A 24234-nucleotide genomic window follows, 5' to 3' on the forward strand; every position below is an offset into this window, starting at 1 on the left:
TTGAATGTAAATTATTTTTGATCGTTGACCACGCGTTCGATGTGGATCGTCAAATAGATCATTTCTGATTCACCGATCGACTTCTCATAGGTCTTGATCAAATACGCGTTGATACGCTGTACCGTTTGAAATGCTTTCGGGTACTTTGATTGCACAAGTGCAAATAAAAATTCATCTTTTTCACTAGACAATTCATCACTTAAATAACGTTGCGCAAAATACTGCAAATGGGTGGTGATCCGCTGGTAATTCAACGAGTCGGGATTAAAGACCCGTCCATAAAAACGGCTGATGATCGCCAACACGTCCCGTACGATCTCAACAGCTTGCATCGTTGTTTCCATTGTACCGTTTGCTTGCTCACTATTCACGATATGGAAAGCAATAAATCCTATTTCGGTTTCTGGTAACGCGACCTCAAAAACTTCTTCAAAATACGCAATCGCTTTTGCGGCCACCGCATATTCTTTTGGATAAAACTTGCGTGTCTCGAACAAGAGTGGGTTAGGAATTTCAATTCCTTCTTTGGCCCGAACCAGGGCATAATGGATATGATCCGTTAAAGTCAAGTAAATGTTTGGCGACAATTCCACTCCCAAGGCAGCCTCCGCATCATCCACCACTTGCTTGACTGCTTCAACTTCTTCTATGGGGATATCAGAAAACAATTGCTGAAACTGATTTGCAGTAAAGGTATCCTTTAAGATAAATTCTTTTTCCACAAAAGCTGTATCAACTGGGTCACCCACTTTTTTCTTAAAAGCGATGCCTCGTCCCATATAAATGACTTCCTGGCCAGCATCATTTGTCGAGATCACGACATTATTATTCAAGATTTTCCCAATAACCATCGTTTTCCCTCACTCCAAAATAAAAAAACCTAGAATTTCCCCATCAGTGCACTACGGTCAATTCTGGTTTTGCCTGCCGAACAGTAACAATCCTTGTAACTGAAAGAATAATAACACACACATTTGTCAGATGCAACCCTTTTCAAAAACAAAATCTTTCACTCATCTTATGACTGTTATCCAACTAGACCAATCGCCTTAAAAAATGAATCATTTCTATAAACTTCTTTGTTTTTTAATAAAAAGAAAGATGGAACAAACGTCTGCACGCTCGTTCCATCTACAGGTTTGACTTTTTAGCAGTATCCATTCGCCGCTCTTTGATTGCCCCTCCAAGAGTACCATAAGTAAAAACAGCGATACCTAACCAGATAAAGGCAAATGCAGAAAATTGTGCTAAGGTATACGTTTCGTGGAAAAGAAAAACCGCCAGAAGCAACATGATCGTAGGATTGATATATTGAATAAACCCTAATGTAATATAAGAAATACTTTTGGCAGCTTCCGCAAACAGCAGCAATGGAATCGCTGTTACAATCCCAGCACCAGCTAGCAATATATTTGTTTGTACTGCATAATCCATAAACCCAACACTAGAAAAAACAAGCACATACACCAGTGCAAAAGGCAAAATAATCCCCGTCTCTACTGTCAAACCTGTCACAGAACTAATTGGAATACGGCGTTTGATCAGGCCGTACGTACTAAAAGAAAATGCCATGATCAATGACGCATACGGAATACTGCCTGTTTGGATCGATAGCATGACTACACCGATACTGGCCAAAATACAAGCAATGATACCGAAACGACGCAAACGTTCCTTCAAAAACAGCGTCGCGAGTAAAACATTGACCAACGGATTGATATAATACCCTAAACTGGCTTGCATGACATGCCCTGTGCTGACGGCAAAAATGAAGGTAAACCAATTGATGGAAATCAGCACAGAAGCGCATACGATCAAGCCAGCGAAAATCTTGTTGTCCCATAATATGCGTAACTCATTCATGAACTGCTTATATTTACCTGTGATCAAAATAAAGAGCATCATAAACACAAATGACCACAAAATACGATAACACATCGTAGCTAGCGGGGAAACACCAACGATCAACTTCCAATATAAGGTGATCAGCCCCCATAAGACATACGCCGACAACCCATAATATATTCCTTTATTTTTCATTTGATTTTTGCTTTTTCTGATGATCGACAACCAATCGATCAGGAGAAAAATACGCCTCCTCTTGTATAAGTTATCTTATTATAGCGGAAATCCCGACATTTCATATCCTTTTCAGAAAAAAAGACGAAGAAAGCAGCAACTTTCTTCGTCTTTTTCATTTTTTTCTACGCTCTTTAGTCAATAGGCTCTTCTAACCCTTCGTCCCAAACTGGTGCATCATTCTTTTTGTCGCGAATCAAGAACAAGCCTGTTGCAAAAAGGAGACCTGAAGCGATCGTCATCAACAAAAAGGACACGTTCATGCCATGAAGCAATGCAGCTGTTCCAGTCAAGGTTGTACTCTTTTTGGCAATACTATTCATGATCCCAACAAACAGCGCTGTTCCGATCGCCCCAGCTACCGTGCGTAAAGAGGTCAACAAAGCCGTGCCATGTGCTGTCAATTCAGATGCGATATTTTTGTTGCCCCACGTAACAAAGGGCATCAATAAGCACCCCGTCGCGGCACAGCGTAAGATATTTAAGCCCACAGCCAACCAAATACTCGAATCCATATGGACGAAATACATGCCGATATTACTTAAGACCAAAGAACCACCGCCAAAAAGGGTTAACAGGCGAATACCGACCTTGTCATAAATACGACCAGCAACAGGACTTAAAAAAGCGGAAACCAGTGATCCAGGTAAAATCACCAGTCCAGAAATCGTTGCTGATTTGCCTAAAATCGATTGTACATAAAGCGGCATAAGCATGGCAGAGCCCATTAAAACCAAATACAGCATGATACTGCCGAAAACGCTGATTGCATATTCTTTGGTTTTTAGTACCCGCAAATCAAGGAATGGATGCGTTGATTTGAGTTGACGCAACACAAACCAGACACCCGTCAACAAACCGATACCTAACGACCCCAACACAGGCAAACTGATCATTCCATAACTGCCAATGTTTCCAAAACCTAACGTAATCCCACCGAAAGCGAACGCGCTCAAGACAAAAGAGACTTGATCAAAGCGACTCTTGGCTGTCGGCAAGACATCATCAAAAACACGGATCGCCCAGATCAGCGAAACCAAGACAATCGCAGCAACAATGTAGAATATGGCGTGCCAGTTCAAACGATCAACGATTAGACCAGCCAATGTAGGTGCGATCACGGGGGCTGCGGTAATCGACAAGCCATACCAGCCCATCACGACACCAATCCGGTTCATTGGATAAATCGTCAATAAAATGACTTGTGCCATTGCCGTTAAAATCCCATTCCCAATCGCTTGCAAAATTCGCGCTGCCATCATCACATAAAAGTTTGGTGCTGCCGCACACAACAATAAGCCAACCAAGGCAATTGCTAAGGCCGACAAATACAATTTTTTTGTTGGTACTCGGTTCATCAAATAAGCCGTCAACGGCATCACGATCGCCATTGCCAATGAATACCCACTTGTCAACCATTGACCCGTGGTCACTGAAATAGTTAAATCTGTTACGATTGCGGGCAATGCCGTCGTTAAAGCGGTAGCCAACATGGATACTGCGATACAAGTGATCATCAAGTTGATAAAAATCAGTGTACGCTGCCTTTCCGTTCTTTCTTGGTGTTGCATATTCGGTTCATTTATTTCATTTAGGTCACTCAATCCATGTGTGCCTCCTTCTCATGATAAAATCGTTCGATTTTGGCTAATCCTTCACCAAATACTTGTTTCTCTTCTTCTGACAAATAAGTCAGCATTTCAGTATGTGCTTTGCTTCGCTTGTCTTTCATTAATTGCGCCTCCGCTTTGCCCGCTTCGGTCAGTGAGATCAAATGACTGCGTTTGTCTTTTGGATCGATCTCTTTTTTGATCAAACCTTTTTCCGCCAGCTTTTTGATCAATTCACCTGTTGAAGTAGAACGAATCGCAAGATAAGCAGCCAAATCTTTTTGGGTCAAAGTGCCTTTCTCGTCCAGCACGATCAAGCAATTGAACTGACCACGTCCTGGCATAAAATTGCCATATTTTTTCTCTGCATAGCGTCGATTCAACTTATATACTTCAAATAATCGTTCAACGATCTCCAGTTCTGAATAGGCCATATCGCTATCACTCCTTTCTTATTGATTTCTACTATGTACAATGGATATTAGATTGAGCATAATTAGATAGGTACCTACTTAAAAGTCCTTTTCTATTTTACATAGGTACCTATCTAATGTCAAGAAAGCCTTAAAAATAGCGTTTACTTCATCTTGCTTTATAGCAAAAAAAGTATTGAGCTAGACACCGCTCAATACTTTCCCTTCATTCTTTACTGGCTTCAAACTCTGCTAATAACTGACGTACTTCATCCGTTGACTTGGTATTCATCAAGTTCCCTCGCAATTCGCTGGCGCCAGGAAAGCCCTTGACGTAAATCTTGAAAAAACGATGGAGTCCTGAAATCGAACGCGGGACCATTTGTGCGTAGTGGTCTTGTAAATCTAACTGCAAGTGCAACAACCCTAACAATTCTTCAGAAGTGTGTTCTTTGGGTTCTTTTTCAAACGCATAGGGGTTCTTAAAGATACCGCGTCCGATCATCAAACCATCTACGCCATATTTTTCAGCTAAAGCCAGCCCCGTTTGCCGGTCTGGGATATCACCGTTGATCGTTAATTTTGTGTGGGGGGCGATTTTGTCTCTTAATGCTACGACTGCTGGAATCAATTCCCAATGCGCATCGACTTTACTCATCTCTTTGCGGGTACGCATATGGATCGATAAATTTGCAATATCTTGTTCTAGAATATGGGTCAACCAGGCGTCCATTTCATCTAACGTTGTATAGCCTAAACGGGTTTTGACACTGACTGGCAATCCACCGGCTTTGGCTGCTTGAATCAATTCAGCAGCAACTTCCGGACGTAAAATCAAGCCACTGCCTTTCCCACGACCAGCAACATTGGGCACAGGACACCCCATATTGATATCGATCCCCTTAAAACCCATTTCAGCCAGTCCGATACTCATTTCTCTAAAAAATTCAGGTTTATCTCCCCAGATATGTGCCACCATTGGCTGCTCATCTTCGGTAAACACCAGCCGACCGCGGACACTGTCTCGACCTTCTGGATGACAATAACTATCTGAGTTGGTAAATTCAGTAAAAAAAACATCCGGTGCGCCGGCTGCTTGCACCACGTGACGAAAAACAACATCTGTTACATCTTCCATAGGTGCCAAAACGAAAAAAGGCGATGGTAACTCAGCCCAAAAATTTGTTGTCATGATCTACGCTCCATTTCTTTGACCTCGGATCATCAAAATCCGACTAGCAAAACAAAGCCATTATACTAGGAATGAACAAAAGAAGCAAAGGATGGCGCACAGGAAAGAAGTTGTGCATAAAAGATTTGTTTTGCCGCTGACGCTATAAGCGCGCATTGCTCATAAATCTGTAGTCTAGCGGATAGCTTGTTTGCTTTGATGACTCGGCAATAGCGGAACGGTTCGCCCTGTTGTTCCTAAAAACGTAATGTTTGATCACATTTCTCTAGCTGAGTTAATGTGCAGTATATACAATGACTGGCATCCCTCCAAAATAGGATTGACGCCTGTCACTGTACTTAAAAATTTTTCCGTGTACACATTTTACTGTTGTTCATTTTCTACATAAAAAATGCGAACTTCATAGGGCGCCAACAGCACTGTATTTTCTACGGATTGATTTGTTTCCAAATCTACAACACGTTTTAACATTGACACTGCTTGGTCCACTTCAGAAAAATTCATCACAAAGTAATAGCTTCTTTGGGCACTTATGCGTCCTTGAATGGACACAGCAGGATTTGCCTCAGCTATGGCCTCTTTTCTTAGATTCAACTTCTTTGCAAGCTGACTATAAAAACTTTGAAGAAAGTCACCATTGGTTCTGGCTGCATGATAATAAGCGACGCCCTCCCCATACTGATTTTCTGTGATGGCGGGTGAACCACTGTAAAAATCACACTGATATGCACCTAATACGCGTGCTGATTGCGCATCGATAATTGCCGAGTAATCTTTCGTTTGAAATGATTTTCCTTGATATTTTATCTCATTGTGTTCATCCTCCAGCAATGTTTCTAATTCTAATACATCAATCCCAAACAGCTCTCGCAACGGTTCTGGCAACCCGCCTAAATAAAGCAAATCATTTTCATTGACCATTCCTGCAAAATAACTTGAAACCAAAATCCCGCCGTTTGCAACATACCTTTTTAGTTTCTCCATTGTTGTTTGACGCATCATATAAAGCATCGGTGCTAAGACGATTTTATACTCTGAAAAATCTTGATCCGGTGTTAAGATATCTACTGCAATATCTTGTTCCCAGAAATAACGATAATGTTCTTGCAATGTTTGTTGGTATCTTCGTGTTGGTCGACCATATCCCCCCCCACGATTCAACGCCCAGTTACTTTCCCAATCAAATAAGATGGCGACCTCTTTTTTTCTCGTCGTTCCTTTTATTTCTTTGATTTTTTCTAATCGTGCGCCATACGCTGCAACTTCTTTAAACACGCGATTTTGTGTAGAACCATCATGGCTGACCACAGCACCGTGAAATTTTTCTGAATTGCCCCGTGATTGCCGCCATTGAAAATATAAGGTACTATCCGATCCATGAGCGATTTGCTGCATGGCACTCAGCATATGCATTCCTGGTTTTTTTGCCTTGTTGAATTGGTGCCAATTGACATAACTAGGCGTACATTCCATAACTAAAAAAGGTTGTTTTTTTAATGACCAATATTGATCATGTACGTATCCCGATTTCATCGCAGTACTGGCAAGCGATTCAAAATGATTATGCCAATCTGGATAACTATCCCAACTAACAATATCTACATAACGGGCAAATTTGCCGTAATCGATTCCTTCAAGGGGAATAAAATCCTGGGTTGCATGTCCTTCTGCCATAAAGTTCGTCGTAATCGGTATATTGGGTGTTTTTTCACGGAGCGGTGCGCATTCATGCAGATAAAAATCAATCGTCATATCTGTGACAAACCTCTTCCAATCTAAATCCATCCCATGAACTTTATGTTCACCTAAAGGCGAAGGGGGCAACACTTGCGACCAATCTGAATAGGTATTGCCCCAAAAACTCATCCACCAAGCATGATTTAATGTCGCTAGATCGCCATACTTATTCTTCAGCCATTGACGCCAATTTTCTTGGCAATAGCTGCAAAAGCATTCGCCTGAAAATTCATTCGAAATATGCCACATTGCTAGAGCTGGATGATCACCATAACGTTCAGCCAATTTTTGATTGATCAAACGCACTTTTTCACGGTAGATTGGCGAAGAAAAACAATGGTTATGCCTAAACCCATGTGTGTGTTTTTGACCTAGATTATTGGTGCGATTGACTTCCGGATATTTTTGACTCAACCATTGTGGGCGTCCACCACTAGGGGTGGCTAAAATGACCCGTCCACCAATCCCGTGGATTTGATCAAATACCTCATCCAACCATTCGAACTGATACTTACCTTCTTCGGGCTCTAAAGCATGCCAAGAGAAAACACCTAAGGTTACCGTGTTGATGTGGGCTTGTTGCATATAGGACAAATCTTTTTTCAAAATATCCGGATATGCGAACCATTGATCAGGATTGTAGTCTCCACCGTGCATAAAGTATTGATTCTCCGTCTCCATCACTTTACTCCTTATTCTCAGCTATTTGTATATGATAAACAAAAGATTGGAAATCACCTTTTATCTGTGCTGTTTCATGATTTACAGCGTTAAATTGATATGGCTTGCGTAACCCAAAGTTCTTGAGTATCCGACCGGAAACTGGCGTTTCATTGACTTGATAGACACGGTCCGCATCAAGAAATGGAATTTGAAGAAAATCTTCTGAAGCAGGATTTGCCGTTGCCAACACACGATAAACCCCAATCAGGGCTTCTTCTTGATTCGAGTCATATACTGCCCATGCCACTTCATTCTGTTTTCCGCTTGTTTCTAATTGATAAAAAGTACCAAATGTTAACAACCGTCTATGTTGCTTGTAAAACGCAATATGTTCTTTGATTTGCTGTTTCTCTTGCCTAGACAAACTGAACAGATCCAACTCATAACCTAAAGGACCAAACATGGCTGTGTGTTGACGAAACATTAATGACGTCATACGTCCAACTTGGTGATTGGGACTGGCAGAAACATGATTACTGAAGCTAGACATTGGATACCCCAATAATGTACCTGTTTGAATCGTCAAGCGTTCGACAGCATCACTGTCATCACTTGGCCAGATTTGCGGGCTGTAAAACAAAATACCTAAATCATACCGGCCGCCTCCACCCGCACATCCTTCAATTAAGATAGTGGGAAACGCAGACAATATTTTTTGGTACAAATCGTACACACCTAACATGTAACGATGATAAAATTCTGTTTGTGCAATGCCATTTTCGGCCAAATATGCAGAATAGGCTTCGGTAATATTTCTATTCATATCCCACTTGATATAGTCTAATTTGGTTTCGATAATGACCTTTTCCATCGCTTGAAAAATCGCTTCGACCACCGCTGGATTTGCAAAATCTAAGACATATTGCCCTCTACCAATTGATACTCGATCATATGGATGTTTGACGACCCATTCTGGGTGTTCTTGATAAAGCATACTATCAGGGGATACCATTTCCGGTTCAAACCAAACCCCCAGCTTCAAATCAAGGCTGTGGATCTTCTGTGCAAAATGGCTGATACCATTAGGAAATTTGTCAGGATCAGCTACCCAATCTCCTAAAGAACTACGGTCATTATTTCTCTTACCAAACCAACCATCATCTAGTACAAAACATTCCATACCCAACGATCGACTTTCTTTTGCCAAAGCCAATAATTTTTCTTCGTCGAAGTCGAAATAAGTCGCTTCCCAATTATTAAAGACAATTGGTCGCTTTGCTTCTTGCCAATAAGGTGGGATGATGTGCTTTTCTACGAATCGAGCGGACTCTTGGCTCAGTCCATTCATTCCTAAATCGCTAAAAGTAAATATGCATTCTGGGGTTTCAAAAGAGGCCCCCGGTTCAAGTTTCCAACTAAAGTGTTCTGGATGGATGCCGAGCATCAACCGGAGATTATTCCACTCATCCATTTCAACTTGTGCCAAAAAATTTCCTGAATAAATCAAGTTTGCACCGTAAACAAAGCCTTGATCATTGGTCGTATTCTTTTCTTTCAAAGCAACAAATGGATTGTGCTGATGTCCAGAAGCGCCTTTTAAGGAACCCACGCGCATTGTTCCTTGTGTAATTGGTGTTGTTTTGATATGTCGTTCTTTTAGCCATGCACCTGAAAGATGAAGCCAGTCGAAGTCGCGATTTTTTAATTCTAAAACCCCACTCATAAAACGTTCGATTCTTCTTGCCTCTGAACCCATATTACTCACTTTTTGTTTCCTAGCAATTGTTCCTAAATGTTGAAAGATCGTATATGTGAGTTCAATTCTCAGCTCTCGTTCAGTATCTATCAGCTCAAATTCAATACTCTGGCTTTCATGTGTTGCTGCAAAACTTGCAGGCTTGCATATATCACGCTCTTTTCCCCAATAAGTTCTAAAATGATTGAATTGAAAATCCGTGTACAATGGGGTTTCTTCTTCAAATATAGTAAGCGCACCTTCTCGAAAGTCAGATGTCCCATAAGTTGGCAATTCTTGATAGCGATCTGCAAGAGTAAAAGAATTATTTTCTTCAAAAAATTTGACGGTACCTGCTGATTTGTTCATCTTTTGATCCAAATAAGTTTGATCGAAGGCTTCTATTTTTCCCAATGAAGGCCCAAAATATACGTGCCCCAACTGTTGATTCGGCAAAACGGTCATCACATAACTTATTTTTTCATTATATAAATGGAACATTGTTTCATTAATAATCTCTATCATTTTATTCCCCAATTTCCCTGTTTTTCTCTATGTGATCGATACATGTGCACAGGCCGACTCAAGATATCGCAATCTTTTTTTGACCCCGCGATTGAAAAAGAACTTATAAAAAAGTGCTGCCAACATAAAACTATAGGTTGACTGTGGTTTCGTAAATCGGCTCTGTTCGGAATAGGTGACTACTAGTTGCCCATCCGGTTGCGTCGTATACATATAGCGTTGATCAATGACGCCTTCTTCGTAAACCGTTCTTGACCAAAATGCGTCTGGCGTTATTTTTTCTACCGTCATAACAGCCGGAACCACTTCAGGGGATGTTTTTGTCTGCATCCTTATGTTAACTTGACATCCTTCAGCAAATTGACCTGTTGCATGATTTGCTTCAAAGTATTTTTTTTGTTCACCGCATAAAACTTGATGAAATGCCGCTTGTGTTGCACGGATTCGATAGCGGCAAGTTAATGTATCAGTCTTCATGTAGTTCTCCCCTTTCTAGTAGTTCCAAAGAACGCAACAAAAAAATTACTGTTCTAGTTCTATTTTTTCTTCTTTTAAATACCCTCGATCCATCACAATCAAAAAAGGTACCCAAATCAACGTCATGACTGCTACAGTGACTAGTTGCAAGATAGCGCCGGCGATCGAGCCTGTTCCAAGCCATCCTGATAAAAATACAGGTGTCGTCCAGACCACAGTGGCCCCGATTGGACGTGGAACCAGACCAGCAGCAATCGCGAAATATGAAATCGTTGTACTGGCTAATGGAGCCAAAATCCAAGGAACAAATGCAATTGGATTCAATACGATTGGCAAACCAAATGTCATCGGCTCGGAAACATTAAATACAGATGGTGCAATAACGGTTTTCATCAATTTCTTCATACGGATCGAACGTGCAATAAAGAAGGCCATGGTAATTGAAATACCTAATTGCATGCCTTGATTCACAAACACACCCATAAAAGTTGTATTGATGATATGGGGCAGCTGTTCTGCACCGGCTTTATAGGCTTCGTAATTTTCAATTGCTAGCGCATTCATAATAGGGTCGATGACAGCATTTACAACCAACGTGCCATGGATACCGAACCACCAGAAGAATTGGGTAAACAATACAGCAAGCAAGACGGCAGGCAAAGTACCGCCTAAGCCCATCAACGGTTTTTGTAAGATTTCATAAACAAAGTCAACGGCATTTCCCCAAGTGGTGAATGTGAACAAGTATCGGATCAAATTAAAGAGAAACAACGGTGCTGCACCGGGAATAATCGCAATAAACGATTCAGCAATCATCGGCGGAACGGAATCAGGCATTTTGATCGTGAAACCAGCAGCACTGATCTTACAATAAATTTGTGTTGCAATAATTGCTGTAATGATACCAACAAACATGCCTTCCGCGCCTAACTTAGACAAAGGAATCACCGTTCCTAATTCCTCAGAAGATCCATATGGCAAAAGCATAAGGAAAGAAGACAACGATATCGCACCTGCAAAGAGCTTGGCTTGTCCATATTTTCCTGCCAGTTGATACCCAATACCGAAAACGACAAAAATTGCTGTGATACTCATTGTTGCATTCCCTATCGGTCCAAAAAAGTCATTCAAAAATGTCATCACTCCTTCAGGAAGCCTGTCCGATAGACCAAAAGTAGAAGGTAAATTTTGAATGATAATCATAATAGAAGCAAACATTGTCGCTGGAAAAGCAACCATAAACCCATCTCTTAAACTTAAAAGATATTTATTATTGGCAATAATTTGTGCAAAAGGAACCATCTTCTCAGCTAACTTATCAATAAATTTCATACTCTTTCTCCTCTGATTCGATTTGTAAACGTTTACTATTATGAGTATAGTTGTTTACTTAACGTTTACACAACCCTAAAAACAAAAAAAGATCAATTATAGTTGATCTTTTTTGTCTGAAATCGATTCTCTTAAAATAAGCTCACTTCCGCATATCACCTTTATCGGCATCGTTCGTACACCTAAAATCTTATTTTTCGCCAACTCAACAGCTATTTGTCCCATTTCTTCAGCCTTCATTTTCACAGAGGATAACGTAGGTGTCATAAATTGCGCGATTTCTATGTCATCAAAGCTGACTACTGAGATATCTTCAGGTATAGACAACCCTTCTTCATTTATAGCTTTATAAATACCGACTGCCATTGGATCACTAGCCACAACGATTGCTGTAGGCATTGGATCCATTCTCGAAATTTGTTTGCCAAACTCTAGCCCCGTCGTAGGTGACCATTTTCCTTGAAAAACATGCATGTATTGATCCAGCTTGTTTAACAGCATCCATTGTTTATAGTTTTCTGCGCGCACTTCATGTGCATCATAGACCACTTCACCAGATATTGTGACTCGACTTGCTACCCCTCCAACAAAAGCAATATTTTCATGCCCCTTCTTCTTTAAGATAGACAAAATTTGATGGGTCTTTTGTGCAAAATCTGTTTGAATACAGTCGAATACCATCTCATCACTATAATTATCCACTAAAATAATATTTGAATTATATTGACTGATTTCTTTTAACGCTTCACGAGTCATCTCTCCAATGATGATTACTGCCCCATACTTTGCTAATTGGTTTAAATCTTTATTGGGTTCTCGCATGGAGAAAGCTCTAATCGTTTTTAATCGCCACTTGGCTGCTTCTTTTTCGATACCCGTACGAATCATTGTAAAGTAGGGATCGTTTCTTTCTGATTCAATATCATGTCGCGTAATGATAGCAATCGTATGCTCATCCCCTACATCTCGCGTGTTCAAACTGCTTTTTTCTTTGGAATAGTTTAATTGATTGGCTATCTCAATGACCCTTCTACGTGTATTTTCATTGATACTGAAACTTTCGTCATGATTTAAAATTCTAGATACACTTGCTACCGAAACGCCTGCTAACTTTGCAATATCTCTCATACTAGCCATCGTCGCACCTCATTGTTTACTGTTTACTAAATATATACTTAGAGTAAATAATTTTTACTGAACTGTCAATGAAGTTATTTTGCTGCATAGGGCCTTTTTTGATGCAAAGTCTGCGGTTCATCCATGCATGCTTTTTCAACTAAAGGTTCCGGCAGAATAGCAAGTTTCACCGCTTTTCAGCAGGTCGCCTGCCTATCCTATCGAAGCAAGCCTTATATTTTGACAAATTTTTCTTATGATAGCACAATTAAACAAGAACGATAAATAACTTTAAGGAAGGTCGGTTAAATATGACAGTAAAAGTTGGAATTAATGGTTTCGGAAGAATTGGTCGCTTAGCCTTTCGTCGGATCAAAGAAGTATCAGATGATATTGAAGTTGTTGCTATCAATGATTTAACGAGTCCCACCATGCTTGCTCACCTGTTACAGTTTGACTCTACACACGGAACATATCCTGGAACAGTCACAGCAACTGAAGATGGTATCGTAGTGGATGGCCAAGAAACACGGGTATATGCAGAACCAGACGCAAGTAAAATCCCTTGGGTAAAAGAAAATGGCGTAGATATCGTATTAGAATGTACAGGTTTTTATACCTCTGAGGAAAAAGCGACCAGCCATATCAATGCGGGCGTAAAACGCGTGGTGATATCTGCACCTGCTGGACCAATGAAAACTATTGTTTTCAATGTCAATGATGACACGTTGACTGCAGATGACAAAATTATCTCCGCTGGATCTTGTACGACCAACTGTTTGGCACCTATGGCCTACTTCCTAAACAATGAATTTGGTATAAAAGTGGGAACAATGACCACTGTACATGCGTATACTTCAACGCAAATGTTGTTAGATGGTCCTGTACGCGGGGGCAATTTACGTGCTGCTCGTTCGGCTGCTGACAATACCATTCCTCATTCGACTGGTGCAGCAAAAGCAATCGGGTTGGTGATTCCAGAACTACAAGGAAAACTGCAAGGTCATGCACAACGTGTGCCGGTAGTTGACGGATCATTAACTGAATTGGTCACTATTTTAGATAAAAAAGTGACTGCCGATGAAGTCAATGAAGCAATCAAAAAACATACTGTAGACAATCCATCATTTGGATACGATGATCGAGAAATTGTTTCTGGTGATGTTATCGGAACGACACAAGGCTCTATATTCGATCCAACGCAAACAGAAATCACTACAGCTGGTGATTTCCAACTAGTAAAAACCGTTGCTTGGTATGATAACGAGTACGGCTTTACTTGCCAAATGATTCGTCTGTTAGAAAAATTTGCAAATCTATAATTTGACAGAGACTGATAAACGTTAGATGCACAAAGTACAAGCGAGACACCATTTTTATCAATATATCAAAAAAGATTTCAGGTACATTCCTTGTGGCATGTACCTGAAATCTTTTTATTGTATATTCATGCAGCTTTTAGCTCAGCTTTTTTTGACATTGACGCATCTTTCTTATTTAAACTTACCTGTTGTCTATCGGCATTTGCTACGCATCAAATGTCTGATGAAACCGCGTATAAACGACATCTGGAGCAGTAATATCACTTGTCTGCAACCACGCCAATACTTGTTGCCCTATCTCTTGCGCCATATGGGCTGAAGCATTGATTTGTTCATCTGAAATACCATTGACATGGATTCCGGCTGTAATCAAGCAATGTCCAGGTAATGCCTCTTTAATGATGTCCGCAATCACTGTACTGAGGACATCATCTTTATGGTAGCGGCCATGATGGCTGTGAAAACGAATCGTCTCAGGAGCCATATCATCAGCTACTGCGGTGACTGTTCCCAAATGCGGGGCATCACCGCCGGTCAACACGATCAGCAAATCAATGCCGACAAAGGCAACATCTGCAGTCATTGTATAGCCAGCTTCAGTAGTTTGAAAAGTTTTCGTCAGCATTTAGGCTTCCCCTTTCCAACGGCCATCACTATCATTTTCAATCCCTAAGGCATCCATGATTTTCATGGTTTGATGATCAACCAAATCAGCAATCGTTTCTGGATGGTTATAAAAAGCTGGAATTGGCGGAATGATTTGAACACCCAAGCGAGATAATCTGGTCAAATTTTCCAGATGGATCGTACTTAGTGGCGTTTCTCGGGGAACAATGATCAATTTCCGTTGTTCTTTCAGTGTGACATCCGCTGCTCGGGCAATCAAGTTATCACTATACCCCATAGAAACTGCAGCAACTGTTTTCATGCTTGCTGGAACAATGACCATGCCATCAACAAGAAAGGAACCGCTGGCGATCGTGGCACCTAGATCATTGATTGCATAATGATAATCCAGCAAATCTTCTAACTCGTGCAAACCCATATCTGATTCTAATTTTAAATTTTGCTTTGCCCAAGTACTGATGACACCATGGGTTTCTACGGATGGATTGGCGTTTAATTTTTTGATTAAATCAATCGCATAAGTCGTACCTGAAGCACCGCTGATCCCAATCACGATTTTTTTCTTTCTTGTCATGTCTATTCCTCTTTCCTGAAGACTTGCTTAATCCAAATATTTTTGCCAATCTGGTACATCTTTGAATTTAGCCCGCACGAAGTGGTCTTTCATATCAAATGGCACTGTACCATCAAAAATCGTTTTGGCACTCATCCCTCTAAAACGGATCACACCTGGATTGTATTGTGGCAATTCAGAAGGGTCCAATGGGTGATTGCGCATGCCTGGAATCACGATGACATCTTTATCGCCTTGGAAACGTGTATTTAAGGTCCACATCACATCATTCATATCAAAAATATCTACATCATCATCCACAAGAATGACTGTTTTCAACTCTTTGAATGCCGACAATGCCAAAATTGCTGCTTGGCGTTGAATCCCTTCATCCGCTTCATTTTCTTTGCGAATTTGCATAATAGTCATCAATTTACCGCCGCCTGCTGGTGGATTATAGACATTGACTACTTTCCCTGGAATCGCTTTGTCGACTAAGCCTAAGATACTTGCTTCAGTTGGGATACCTGCCATAGATACATGTTCTTCACTTGGACCTATGGTTGTTTGCATGATTGGGTTGTCTTTACGATGGGTCACCGCTTTGACTTTGACCACGTTCACACCAGGATTGGCATCGCCGGTATAGCCAGGAAATTCTGGCATTGCTTTACCAGTATGGGTATTGATATCTTCTTGCATTTTTTGATTAGGCATGATTTCAGCTTCAATCACAAATTCAGCACGCGCGATCCCCACTTCGTTGACAGCAACACCGTCAACCAATTGAACAGGTTCATTTCGCAATGCGCCAGCAACCCACAATTCATTGTAACCAAGTGGTGTGGTTGGTGGTTCAAAGGTCGTACCAATGGCAATCGCTGGATCTAAACCAATATTGATCGTGATGGGCATTGGTTGATCAAGGGCTTCAAATTGTTTTTGGAAATGACCGATATGACGGCCACCAGGCATAATATACATGCCAATCGTATCTTCATCTTCTAAAACCATGCGGTGAATGGTTACATCGCTCATTGTTTTATCAGGATCAGAGCCTAGGACAACCCCAAGTGTAATATAAGGTCCGGCATCTTCTTCTGTATTGGTAGGTGCTGGGATCAATTTTCGGATATCGAATCCTTCATCTGTTGCTAAATGAACAACTTCTTGAACGGGTGCATCTTCTTTGGCCACTTTGATTGGTTTAATCGGATTTTCAACGGATTTTTGCAACAATTGGCCCAATGTCCGATAATCGTGATGCAAAATTTGGCCTACACGTTTACGGCTAGCCATTGTCCCGATATTGACCCGTGTACCAGGAAATCCTTTGATATTATTGAAGGTCATCGCTGGTCCTTCTTGGGTTGGGCGTTGAACTGTACCACCGGCACCGATGTAGCGATAAACGCCAGATAGTTCTGCTTCTGGATCAACTTCGATATCTGTTTCATGATATTGACCAGGCAGTTGTTTTAATTCCTCGATGACTTTACGTAAATCATAAGGTGTATTTGACATGATCTTGTTCCTCCTTTTTCGTTTACATCCTTATGATATAAGGCTTCCACGTAGAGAACAATTCACTTTCAGTCACTAGCTATTCCAATTTGGAATAAACATACTTCCTCAATTGATTTCTTCCTTAATATACTGCCAAAACATTTGACTAGCGAGAGAATGATTTTTTTGGGTGCGGATAAAGGACAGGTAACTCTTCTTTGTAGGGGACACCGGTACGACTGCTACCCGTTCTAGCCAGTAGTGATCAATACTCTTGGCCATCAGCAAAGACACGCCTAAATCTCGTTCGACCATATTTAGCAGTAAATCGATTCGGGCACTGCGAAAAGTGATCTTTGGATCAAAGCCTGCTTCGTGGCATAGATCGACCATCGGCTGATAGATCAGCGTATCTTCCTCTAAGGCGACAAACTGCTCTTCTGCCAAGTCCATAAGATCAATCATTTTCTTGGCGGCAAAGGGATGGTCTTTGGGTAAGACTGCCACGAATTGGTCCTCTTCTGTCAACAGCATATCGAATTCATTCGACGTCCGATGAAAGGTACGGGCGAAGATCACATGATTTTCGCCACTTTTGAGGAACGGAACCAAGGCATTGCCTTCACCTTCTTTTAATTGGAGATCCACCTCAGGATGGTGTTTAAGGAACTTCGTGATCAATTCAAACCCATAATAGTTGGCCATTGTCGGGATCGTCAACATGGCCAATACGAGACTATCTTGGGACAGTTGGGCCCTTAAATGTTGTTGCATTTGCTGGTACTGGGTCACGATTTCTTGGGCATGGGGCAATAAAAGTCTCCCCAAAGGATTTAAGCTGATTTTGCGGTGTGCCCGTTCAAACAATGGTGCGCCGACTTCTTTTTCTAAGGCAATGATTTGCTTTGATACATTGCCTTGGGTCGTGAATTGTCGTTCAGCAGTTTCCGTGTAATTCAATGTTTCCGATAAATCGATAAAAATCTCAAGTTTATGGATATCCATTCCAGACGCCTCTCATCTATTCCATTTTAGAATACTTTATCATGATTTTTGAATTGTTGCGAAAAAATTCTTTGTTACAATTAGCACTGTCAGTTGTACTTATTGTACCAATCATATTTATTGAAGGAGCGAGTTTCATGCCTACAGGAGTCATTATCAATGCGTTATCCGTTTTACTTGGTGGCCTACTTGGCGGTTTTTTAGGAGAAAAATTGCCAGAAAAATTCAAAACAGAAATCAATTTGGTCTTCGGTGCTTGTTCGATGGCTATGGGGATCTTTGCGATAGCCCCTATGAAATATATGCCTGCCGTTATTTTCGCAATGGTTATCGGAACTGGTTTTGGTTTGGCGATCCACTTGGGAGATATCATTAACAAAGGTGCCCGAATGATGCAAAAACCGATTGCCAAAATCGTGCCAAATGAAAGTATCAGTCTGACAGAAGATGAATTTATGAGTACATTGATCACAGTAATCGTGCTATTTTGTGCCAGCGGAACTGGGATTTATGGCAGCTTAGATTCTGGAATGACTGGTGACAGTTCGGTCTTGATTGCCAAATCGATTTTGGATTTCTTTACCGCCGCCATTTTTGCTTGTAACTTAGGATTCGTTGTTTCAGTGATCGCGATTCCCCAATTCATTATCTTTTTCTTGTTATTCTTATTGGCCAAATTCATCTTCCCATTAACAACGCCAGATATGATTTTGGACTTTAAAGCTTGCGGTGGGATTTTGATGTTAGCCACTGGTTTCCGGATGATCAAAGTCAAAATGTTCCCCGTTGCCGATATGATCCCGGCGATGATTTTGATTATGCCCTTTAGCTGGATGTGGGTCAATTGGATTTTACCTTTATTATAAAACAGGCCACATACACACATATGCAAAAAGCTGATACACGAAAATATCGTGATCAGCTTTTTTTGCTTCACTCATTTATTCCGTCTCAATACCCACATAACGAATCTCTGCCTTGTCTTTATAGGTCTCAGCTGTTTTGGGCGCCTTTTTGATTGCATCGATCACCGATCGGTCATTGGCGGAAACAAACAGACCGACCTCATTGCCGTCTGGGGCTGGATAAGGAACATAGGCGGCATAGGTCAAATCATTTGTGTAGCGCATGTCCTGGGACAACGCTTCATCATCTTTAAGAGAAATCACCGCGGTCTGTTCGGTATTTTGGACAGCAAAGGAAACTTGCCAATCTCCTGTATATGCATCTACCAAATCTTCATTGCTCAACCAATCAGACTTTTCCTCACCGGGCATACGAGAAGTCACTTGAACGATACCCGCTGCTTCCTTAACCAAAAATGTCGTATGTGGATCATCGATCGCCTCTACATATTCTGACAAGGTGCTTGTGTTGACAAATTCATCAGGAAAGAACCACCGAATTCCGCCATATACCACGCCACCTACAACCAACACACCAATTAACCAAGCAACCCATTTTTTCATGTGTGCCCTCCTTTATGACTGAATACTCTGTTCTTAGTTTGTAGTATATGGTTTCACCAAACATTTTTCAATCTTCAAAGCAATAAAAATAGACCAAAAACAACTGATAGCATTGCTTGAATGCAACGAATATTACCGAATTTTCATCAACTTAGGACTCATTTTATGACCCGTATTTGCTATATCAAAAATGGTCACTCACAAAATTGACACTCCTTTAAAAACCAAGGGCTGCCTTTTCTTTTGCCGAATGATCACACATCTCTGGATTATCGGTTCACGAAAAATCAAAACTACTTGCCGAAAAAGCCGCTTGGGCTTTCGTTGCTGCTGAAAAACAGGGCTTCACATTCGCAACGGTCACTCCAGTCACCATCTTTGACCCATCTTTAGACCAGCATATATCTGGCAGTTTCAAGTTGTGAGAAGCATTATTGACCGGAGCTGACAAAAGATATCCGAATATCCCATTGCGGATTGTCAATGTGCAAGATGCCACCGATCCATCTTTTGTCGATGTTTCCCCCAGCTGTCGCTGGTCAACGGTTCATCGTTTCTTGCGATGGTGAAATCACCATGCAACAAATAGCTGCACTGATCCAACACCTATGCCCTCATTTGGTTTCACGTGTAACAACCAAACAGATCCCTCACAGACTTATCCGCTTAGCTGCGTTATTAACCATCCAGCCAAAAAAGACACCCTCTTCTTGAAGATGAATCGTCGGATCAACAATCAAAAAGCCAAAGCTGTTTTTGGTGGCAACCATCGGCGGATACTCAGACAGCAATATTGTCTGCTGTTGATAGCTTGATTTCAGCTGAACAGAAGAAATAAAATCCACGCGTTTTGGCCACAGAAAAAAAGACCATGTCAGCAGCTCAGACGTTTCTCTGCTGCTTATATGGTCTTTTTCGTATCAGGGTATTGCGGCAAATACCTGATCAATAGCTGCTCGATCATCATCCAAAATCCACGCATTGAATTCTTGATAGATCGCTTTTTGTTGCTGGATATTCTTCGACCACACGTCGCATCCCCGATCATCGTAAATGTTCAAAATAATTTGTCGTTGTGGTTCATAGAATACCACAGCATTTCTTATCCTCAATTTCCCCGGTTTCTTGAAGTCTTCATAACAGATTCCATCAATGACCTTGATTTTTCTCAAGTTAGCTAAGGATGTTTCCACAACCAAAATCGATGTTTCATCTGTATAGTACGCTTTAAATGCATCCGTCATAAAATGATCAACGATCGTATAATGATTGCTGTATAAGTATTTTGTAAAATGACCTTTCTTTGAATATGCTGCATCAAATAAGATTATTTGAATACGCTCTGTGTCATGAAAGACTGCATCAAATAATCGATGTGCCCGTTTCTTGCCATGTTCTATCTGTTGGTCATAATTGCTTTCAGTACCGTGGGCCAATTCAAAGCGGATATTCTCTTTTAGTCGATAGGTGTGGTGGACATGTTGATAGACATCTCGTATCATTTGATTCATCATAAACCTCGATTCCTATAGTCGCTTGCTTCTGTATACAGGATATCACATAAATGACGTTAAAAAAAACAGTTTGGTCTTATCCCAAGCTGTTCCTTCAGCACCTTATCAGCGCTATTATTCCTGCGCCATCTCATCAACCAATTGTTCTAAACCGGTCAAAGCTTGATAGCCATAACCAAATAAATAGTTATAGTCTAACGCATAGACTTGTTTGTTCTTAATGGCTTTCATACTGGACAGTTTCTCATTGTCATAAAGACCTTTGATGATCTCCTCCCCAGATACACTGCCTTCAATCGTTGACCAGTCTCCTACGATCAATACATCTGGATCTGTTTCAATCAATGTTTCAACGCTGACTTCCCCTGAATAATCTTTAAAGACATTATCCAGCTTGATCATTTCGAAGTTGCTGTTGAAAAACGATTCATCTTGCGCGGCATAGACACTCACTTCACTTGGATCAGACATAAACAAATGGGCAAACGTCTGCACCTCTTTATCCGCAACTTTCTCTTCCAATGCGGCTTGGCGCTCTTTCAATTCTTGCTCAAATGCAGCTGCTGCGTCTGGTACATCGAAAATTTTGCCTAAATTTTCGATATCTTTGTAAACAGAATCAAAGGTGGCACCTGTGACAGACGTTTCTTGTACGTAGGTTGGGATGCCCATTTCATTCAATGAGTCGACCGTACCGACACCCCAATCTTGGTTGTCGAATAATCCCCCTCGTCCGAAAATCATATCTGGATCGACACTTAAGGCAGTTTCTTTACTGATATAATCGCTGCCTAAATCGTTCAATTCAGCATATTCTGCGGCAACTGATTCATCTGCTGCCCCAAATGTCGCCCCAACGCCTGCAATACGATCTTTCAACCCTAAATGCAGCAATAGTTCCGCCGCTGGTTGAGTATTTGCCAACACTTTCTTTGGTGCTGCTGCAAAGGTCTGGTCTTTCGCTGTCCATTCTGAGCCGCCTTCTGCTTTTGTATAGTTGCTGATCGTGAGTGGATAGGTACTTTCGGCAGCGCTTGATGAAGCTTGCGTACTGCTGTTCTCGCTTCCACAAGCACTCAATGTTACCAAAACCAATCCTAAACCAATTATTTTACACCATTTATTCATTTTCTTGCTCCTTTTCAAAATAATAATGAAACCCTAATCCGCCAGTGATTGGATGATGATAGATACTGCATTTCACCCCATAGATCTCTTCGATCAGACTTTCGGTCAATAACGTTTCTGGCGGTCCGCAGCCAATGACGCGCCCCTCTTTTAGGGCGTAGATGATGTCGCAATAGTTCGCTGCTTGTTCTAGATTATGCAAGGCAGCCAAGACGCCAATCTGTAAGTTCCTGACCGTCTCCATGATGTCCAATTGATACCGTATATCTAGGTGATTCGTTGGTTCATCCAGAACCATGAATCTCGGTTCTTGTGTGATGGCTCTGGCCAAAACGACTCGCTGCTTTTCGCCGCCGGACAAGGAAAGATAGCTGCGTTTTTTATACTGACCTAAGCCTGTTTTTTTGAGGGCTTGTTCCACCAATTCATAGTCTGCTTGGTTATCTTGTTCCAGCAATGTTTTGTGCGGAGTTCTTCCCAAAAGAACCATCTGTTCCACCGTCAAATCAAAACTTAATTCATTGAACTGACTGACCACACTAACTTGTTGAGCCACTTTCTTTTCGGTACTCTTCAAAATGTTCATCTCACCAAGATGGATTTCCCCGCTGTCAGGTTTTAAGGTTTTATAGATGGCTTTCAGCAAGGTCGATTTGCCGCTGCCGTTCGATCCAATCAAACCAACAAACTGACCATCTTGCGTTTGTACTGAGATATCTTTCAAAATGCGGTGATCACCAATTGTGAGATTGAGTCTATCGACTGTTAATTTCATTCAACTTATCCTCCAAAATTGTATTGTCGCTTAACAATGATGTAAATAAAAATAGGTGCACCGATAATAGCCGTAATTATCCCAATTGGCAGTTCGACCCCGTTCAACATAGAGCGAGCGATTACATCTGCCCAAATCAAAAAGAGCGCGCCGGTCAACGCCGTCATCGGCATCAATAGACGATGATCAGAGCCACTGACCCCACGAACGATATGGGGGATAATCAAACCGACAAAGCCGATCATCCCGGAATTTGCGACAATGATACTAGTCAATAACGCAGCCAAAATCATATAAAGTCGACGATAAAAAGTCAATTTGACCCCTAAAGTCGAGGCCACTTCATCACCTAATAATAGCGTATTCAAGATTCGATACTGCGATAAAAAAAAGACAGTCACAGCCGAAACGATCAATATGATAAAAGTCAACTTATTCCACGAAGCAGATGCCAAGCTGCCCATTGCCCAAAAAGCGACCGTTTTCATTCCTTCTGCATTACTAGCCAAATAGACGATCAAATTGGAGATCGAACTGCACAATGCACTCACGATGGTCCCTGATAAGACCAATTTGGTGGAGGTCATGCGACCACCGATTCCTGATAACACCAACACCAAAATAGTGGCTAGCCCAGCACCAATAAAGGCGCCGAAAGATAGGCCCAATTGCAACATCAATGCTGAACCGCCGAAGCCAACCAAAATCGCAAAGGTTGCCCCCAATGAAGCCCCGGAAGAAATCCCTAGGATATAAGGGTCGGCCAATGGGTTTTGCACAACCGCCTGCATGACTGCCCCACTGACAGCCAGTCCCATACCAACGAAAATCGATAATAAGACCCGCGGTGCCCGCACGAACCAAACAATGTTGATATTGGCATCTGACAACCCAGACACACTGCCGTAAAGCCCATTGCTCAATTTATAAAACAAAATTCGATAGACCTCACCTAGCGAAATGTCGGCTTGACCATTGGCCAAAGCGATCCCTGCTGATAATAGTATCGCTACTATTAAACTGACAAAAATAATGGTGGAAATCAACCACCGATTTGTTTTGATTATCCCAACCGACATGTATATAACCCCTTTTGATACCCAGCAACAAGAAACCATGTTCTGTGAATCATTCATTCAATCTTCAAAAATAATTGCAAATGAGAATCACTCTCAATAATTATATTCATTATAGGTAAACCCACAACAAATGTAAATAATTTTCTGAAAATTCACTAATGATTATTTCATGTGGGCTTCATTTACTGTATCGATTTATATTTATTGCAAAAAAATCTATCGCTACCAACGATCAAAAAAGATAAGGTGATCCACAAACTATTGTCTGACCATTCTATGTTTTCTCGCATATTTCAGAAAAAATGACAAAAGTTATCGCAAAGCGGTTGACTTTTACCATTGACTTTTGTAGACTAAAAAGAAATTATTACAAATAT

General features: G+C 41.2%; 22 protein-coding genes. 2 read left to right on the forward strand and 20 right to left on the reverse strand.

The window, feature by feature from the left end; all coding sequences use genetic code 11:
* Nucleotides 1-11: 11 nt before the first annotated feature.
* The 10 genes from licT to IGI41_RS13775 form a co-directional block, all read right to left on the reverse strand.
* On the reverse strand, nucleotides 12-851 hold the full coding sequence (licT, locus tag IGI41_RS13730) for a BglG family transcription antiterminator LicT (RefSeq protein WP_430610335.1): 840 nt from the start codon (nucleotides 849-851) through the stop codon (nucleotides 12-14).
* 280 nt (nucleotides 852-1131) lie between these two features.
* On the reverse strand, nucleotides 1132-2040 hold the full coding sequence (rarD, locus tag IGI41_RS13735; RefSeq protein WP_430610336.1) for an EamA family transporter RarD: 909 nt from the start codon (nucleotides 2038-2040) through the stop codon (nucleotides 1132-1134).
* Nucleotides 2041-2213: 173 nt separating this feature from the next.
* Nucleotides 2214-3650 (reverse strand): MDR family MFS transporter, encoded by a 1437-nt coding sequence (locus tag IGI41_RS13740; RefSeq protein WP_430612865.1) that lies wholly within the window; start codon nucleotides 3648-3650, stop codon nucleotides 2214-2216.
* A gap of 29 nt (nucleotides 3651-3679) precedes the next feature.
* Nucleotides 3680-4123: a MarR family winged helix-turn-helix transcriptional regulator gene (locus IGI41_RS13745; RefSeq protein ID WP_430610338.1), complete on the reverse strand. Its 444-nt coding sequence runs from the start codon at nucleotides 4121-4123 to the stop codon at nucleotides 3680-3682.
* Between the two features lie 205 nt (nucleotides 4124-4328).
* On the reverse strand, nucleotides 4329-5294 hold the full coding sequence (locus tag IGI41_RS13750; RefSeq protein ID WP_430610339.1) for a tRNA dihydrouridine synthase: 966 nt from the start codon (nucleotides 5292-5294) through the stop codon (nucleotides 4329-4331).
* Between the two features lie 363 nt (nucleotides 5295-5657).
* Entirely contained in the window at nucleotides 5658-7712 is a 2055-nt protein-coding gene (locus IGI41_RS13755; RefSeq protein ID WP_430610340.1) for a beta-galactosidase, read from the reverse strand.
* A gap of 4 nt (nucleotides 7713-7716) precedes the next feature.
* Entirely contained in the window at nucleotides 7717-9954 is a 2238-nt protein-coding gene (locus tag IGI41_RS13760; RefSeq protein WP_430610341.1) for an alpha-galactosidase, read from the reverse strand.
* 27 nt (nucleotides 9955-9981) lie between these two features.
* Nucleotides 9982-10431 carry a hypothetical protein gene (locus IGI41_RS13765; RefSeq protein ID WP_430610342.1) on the reverse strand — a complete coding sequence of 150 codons (450 nt, stop codon included), beginning with the start codon at nucleotides 10429-10431 and terminating at the stop codon, nucleotides 9982-9984.
* 45 nt (nucleotides 10432-10476) lie between these two features.
* The gene (locus IGI41_RS13770; protein WP_430610343.1) at nucleotides 10477-11763 is read right to left on the reverse strand and encodes a PTS sugar transporter subunit IIC; all 1287 of its coding nucleotides are present in this window, start codon (nucleotides 11761-11763) and stop codon (nucleotides 10477-10479) included.
* Between the two features lie 96 nt (nucleotides 11764-11859).
* Nucleotides 11860-12900: a LacI family DNA-binding transcriptional regulator gene (locus IGI41_RS13775; RefSeq protein ID WP_430610344.1), complete on the reverse strand. Its 1041-nt coding sequence runs from the start codon at nucleotides 12898-12900 to the stop codon at nucleotides 11860-11862.
* 290 nt (nucleotides 12901-13190) lie between these two features.
* On the opposite strand from IGI41_RS13775, the gene gap reads away from it, so the two are divergent.
* The gene (gap, locus tag IGI41_RS13780; RefSeq protein WP_430610345.1) at nucleotides 13191-14201 is read left to right on the forward strand and encodes a type I glyceraldehyde-3-phosphate dehydrogenase; all 1011 of its coding nucleotides are present in this window, start codon (nucleotides 13191-13193) and stop codon (nucleotides 14199-14201) included.
* 205 nt (nucleotides 14202-14406) lie between these two features.
* On the opposite strand, the gene IGI41_RS13785 is transcribed toward gap, so the two are convergent.
* The 4 genes from IGI41_RS13785 to IGI41_RS13800 all read right to left on the reverse strand — a co-directional run bounded on the left by IGI41_RS13785 (nucleotide 14407) and on the right by IGI41_RS13800 (nucleotide 17892).
* A complete protein-coding gene (locus IGI41_RS13785) occupies nucleotides 14407-14826 on the reverse strand; it encodes an amino acid decarboxylase (protein ID WP_430610346.1) in 420 nt (139 codons plus the stop codon).
* Nucleotides 14827-15402 carry a UbiX family flavin prenyltransferase gene (locus tag IGI41_RS13790; RefSeq protein ID WP_430610347.1) on the reverse strand — a complete coding sequence of 192 codons (576 nt, stop codon included), beginning with the start codon at nucleotides 15400-15402 and terminating at the stop codon, nucleotides 14827-14829.
* Between the two features lie 27 nt (nucleotides 15403-15429).
* Nucleotides 15430-16905, reverse strand: coding sequence for a UbiD family decarboxylase (locus IGI41_RS13795; protein ID WP_430610348.1), 1476 nt, complete (start codon nucleotides 16903-16905; stop codon nucleotides 15430-15432).
* Nucleotides 16906-17013: 108 nt separating this feature from the next.
* Nucleotides 17014-17892 (reverse strand): LysR family transcriptional regulator, encoded by an 879-nt coding sequence (locus IGI41_RS13800; protein WP_430610350.1) that lies wholly within the window; start codon nucleotides 17890-17892, stop codon nucleotides 17014-17016.
* A gap of 137 nt (nucleotides 17893-18029) precedes the next feature.
* On the opposite strand from IGI41_RS13800, the gene IGI41_RS13805 reads away from it, so the two are divergent.
* The gene (locus IGI41_RS13805; RefSeq protein ID WP_430610351.1) at nucleotides 18030-18758 is read left to right on the forward strand and encodes a DUF554 domain-containing protein; all 729 of its coding nucleotides are present in this window, start codon (nucleotides 18030-18032) and stop codon (nucleotides 18756-18758) included.
* A 75-nt stretch (nucleotides 18759-18833) separates the two neighbouring features.
* Here the strand turns inward: IGI41_RS13805 and IGI41_RS13810 are convergent, their stop codons facing one another.
* The 6 genes from IGI41_RS13810 to IGI41_RS13835 form a co-directional block, all read right to left on the reverse strand.
* On the reverse strand, nucleotides 18834-19361 hold the full coding sequence (locus IGI41_RS13810; RefSeq protein ID WP_430610352.1) for a hypothetical protein: 528 nt from the start codon (nucleotides 19359-19361) through the stop codon (nucleotides 18834-18836).
* Nucleotides 19362-19841: 480 nt separating this feature from the next.
* Entirely contained in the window at nucleotides 19842-19967 is a 126-nt protein-coding gene (locus tag IGI41_RS13815) for a hypothetical protein (RefSeq protein WP_430610353.1), read from the reverse strand.
* Between the two features lie 314 nt (nucleotides 19968-20281).
* Nucleotides 20282-20872: a DUF3885 domain-containing protein gene (locus IGI41_RS13820; RefSeq protein ID WP_430610354.1), complete on the reverse strand. Its 591-nt coding sequence runs from the start codon at nucleotides 20870-20872 to the stop codon at nucleotides 20282-20284.
* 117 nt (nucleotides 20873-20989) lie between these two features.
* Nucleotides 20990-22003, reverse strand: coding sequence for an ABC transporter substrate-binding protein (locus IGI41_RS13825; protein ID WP_430610355.1), 1014 nt, complete (start codon nucleotides 22001-22003; stop codon nucleotides 20990-20992).
* On the reverse strand, nucleotides 21996-22778 hold the full coding sequence (locus IGI41_RS13830; RefSeq protein ID WP_430610356.1) for an ABC transporter ATP-binding protein: 783 nt from the start codon (nucleotides 22776-22778) through the stop codon (nucleotides 21996-21998). The genes IGI41_RS13825 and IGI41_RS13830 overlap by 8 nt, the downstream gene beginning before the upstream one ends.
* 5 nt (nucleotides 22779-22783) lie before the next feature.
* Nucleotides 22784-23857 (reverse strand): FecCD family ABC transporter permease, encoded by a 1074-nt coding sequence (locus tag IGI41_RS13835; RefSeq protein WP_430610357.1) that lies wholly within the window; start codon nucleotides 23855-23857, stop codon nucleotides 22784-22786.
* Between the last annotated feature and the right edge of the window lie 377 nt (nucleotides 23858-24234).

This window comes from Enterococcus sp. DIV0876, from assembly GCF_050529585.1.
Classification (GTDB): Bacteria; Bacillota; Bacilli; order Lactobacillales; family Enterococcaceae; genus Enterococcus_D.

Excerpts from the sequence above, each read along its gene's own strand:
- licT (WP_430610335.1), bottom strand. The coding sequence starts at position 851 with ATGGTTATTGGGAAAATCTTGAATAATAATGTCGTGATCTCGACAAAT.
- rarD (WP_430610336.1), bottom strand. The coding sequence starts at position 2,040 with ATGAAAAATAAAGGAATATATTATGGGTTGTCGGCGTATGTCTTATGG.
- IGI41_RS13740 (WP_430612865.1), bottom strand. The coding sequence starts at position 3,650 with ATGCAACACCAAGAAAGAACGGAAAGGCAGCGTACACTGATTTTTATC.
- IGI41_RS13745 (WP_430610338.1), bottom strand. The coding sequence starts at position 4,123 with ATGGCCTATTCAGAACTGGAGATCGTTGAACGATTATTTGAAGTATAT.
- IGI41_RS13750 (WP_430610339.1), bottom strand. The coding sequence starts at position 5,294 with ATGACAACAAATTTTTGGGCTGAGTTACCATCGCCTTTTTTCGTTTTG.
- IGI41_RS13755 (WP_430610340.1), bottom strand. The coding sequence starts at position 7,712 with ATGGAGACGGAGAATCAATACTTTATGCACGGTGGAGACTACAATCCT.
- IGI41_RS13760 (WP_430610341.1), bottom strand. The coding sequence starts at position 9,954 with ATGATAGAGATTATTAATGAAACAATGTTCCATTTATATAATGAAAAA.
- IGI41_RS13765 (WP_430610342.1), bottom strand. The coding sequence starts at position 10,431 with ATGAAGACTGATACATTAACTTGCCGCTATCGAATCCGTGCAACACAA.
- IGI41_RS13770 (WP_430610343.1), bottom strand. The coding sequence starts at position 11,763 with ATGAAATTTATTGATAAGTTAGCTGAGAAGATGGTTCCTTTTGCACAA.
- IGI41_RS13775 (WP_430610344.1), bottom strand. The coding sequence starts at position 12,900 with ATGGCTAGTATGAGAGATATTGCAAAGTTAGCAGGCGTTTCGGTAGCA.
- gap (WP_430610345.1), top strand. The coding sequence starts at position 13,191 with ATGACAGTAAAAGTTGGAATTAATGGTTTCGGAAGAATTGGTCGCTTA.
- IGI41_RS13785 (WP_430610346.1), bottom strand. The coding sequence starts at position 14,826 with ATGCTGACGAAAACTTTTCAAACTACTGAAGCTGGCTATACAATGACT.
- IGI41_RS13790 (WP_430610347.1), bottom strand. The coding sequence starts at position 15,402 with ATGACAAGAAAGAAAAAAATCGTGATTGGGATCAGCGGTGCTTCAGGT.
- IGI41_RS13795 (WP_430610348.1), bottom strand. The coding sequence starts at position 16,905 with ATGTCAAATACACCTTATGATTTACGTAAAGTCATCGAGGAATTAAAA.
- IGI41_RS13800 (WP_430610350.1), bottom strand. The coding sequence starts at position 17,892 with ATGGATATCCATAAACTTGAGATTTTTATCGATTTATCGGAAACATTG.
- IGI41_RS13805 (WP_430610351.1), top strand. The coding sequence starts at position 18,030 with ATGCCTACAGGAGTCATTATCAATGCGTTATCCGTTTTACTTGGTGGC.
- IGI41_RS13810 (WP_430610352.1), bottom strand. The coding sequence starts at position 19,361 with ATGAAAAAATGGGTTGCTTGGTTAATTGGTGTGTTGGTTGTAGGTGGC.
- IGI41_RS13820 (WP_430610354.1), bottom strand. The coding sequence starts at position 20,872 with ATGAATCAAATGATACGAGATGTCTATCAACATGTCCACCACACCTAT.
- IGI41_RS13825 (WP_430610355.1), bottom strand. The coding sequence starts at position 22,003 with ATGAATAAATGGTGTAAAATAATTGGTTTAGGATTGGTTTTGGTAACA.
- IGI41_RS13830 (WP_430610356.1), bottom strand. The coding sequence starts at position 22,778 with ATGAAATTAACAGTCGATAGACTCAATCTCACAATTGGTGATCACCGC.
- IGI41_RS13835 (WP_430610357.1), bottom strand. The coding sequence starts at position 23,857 with ATGTCGGTTGGGATAATCAAAACAAATCGGTGGTTGATTTCCACCATT.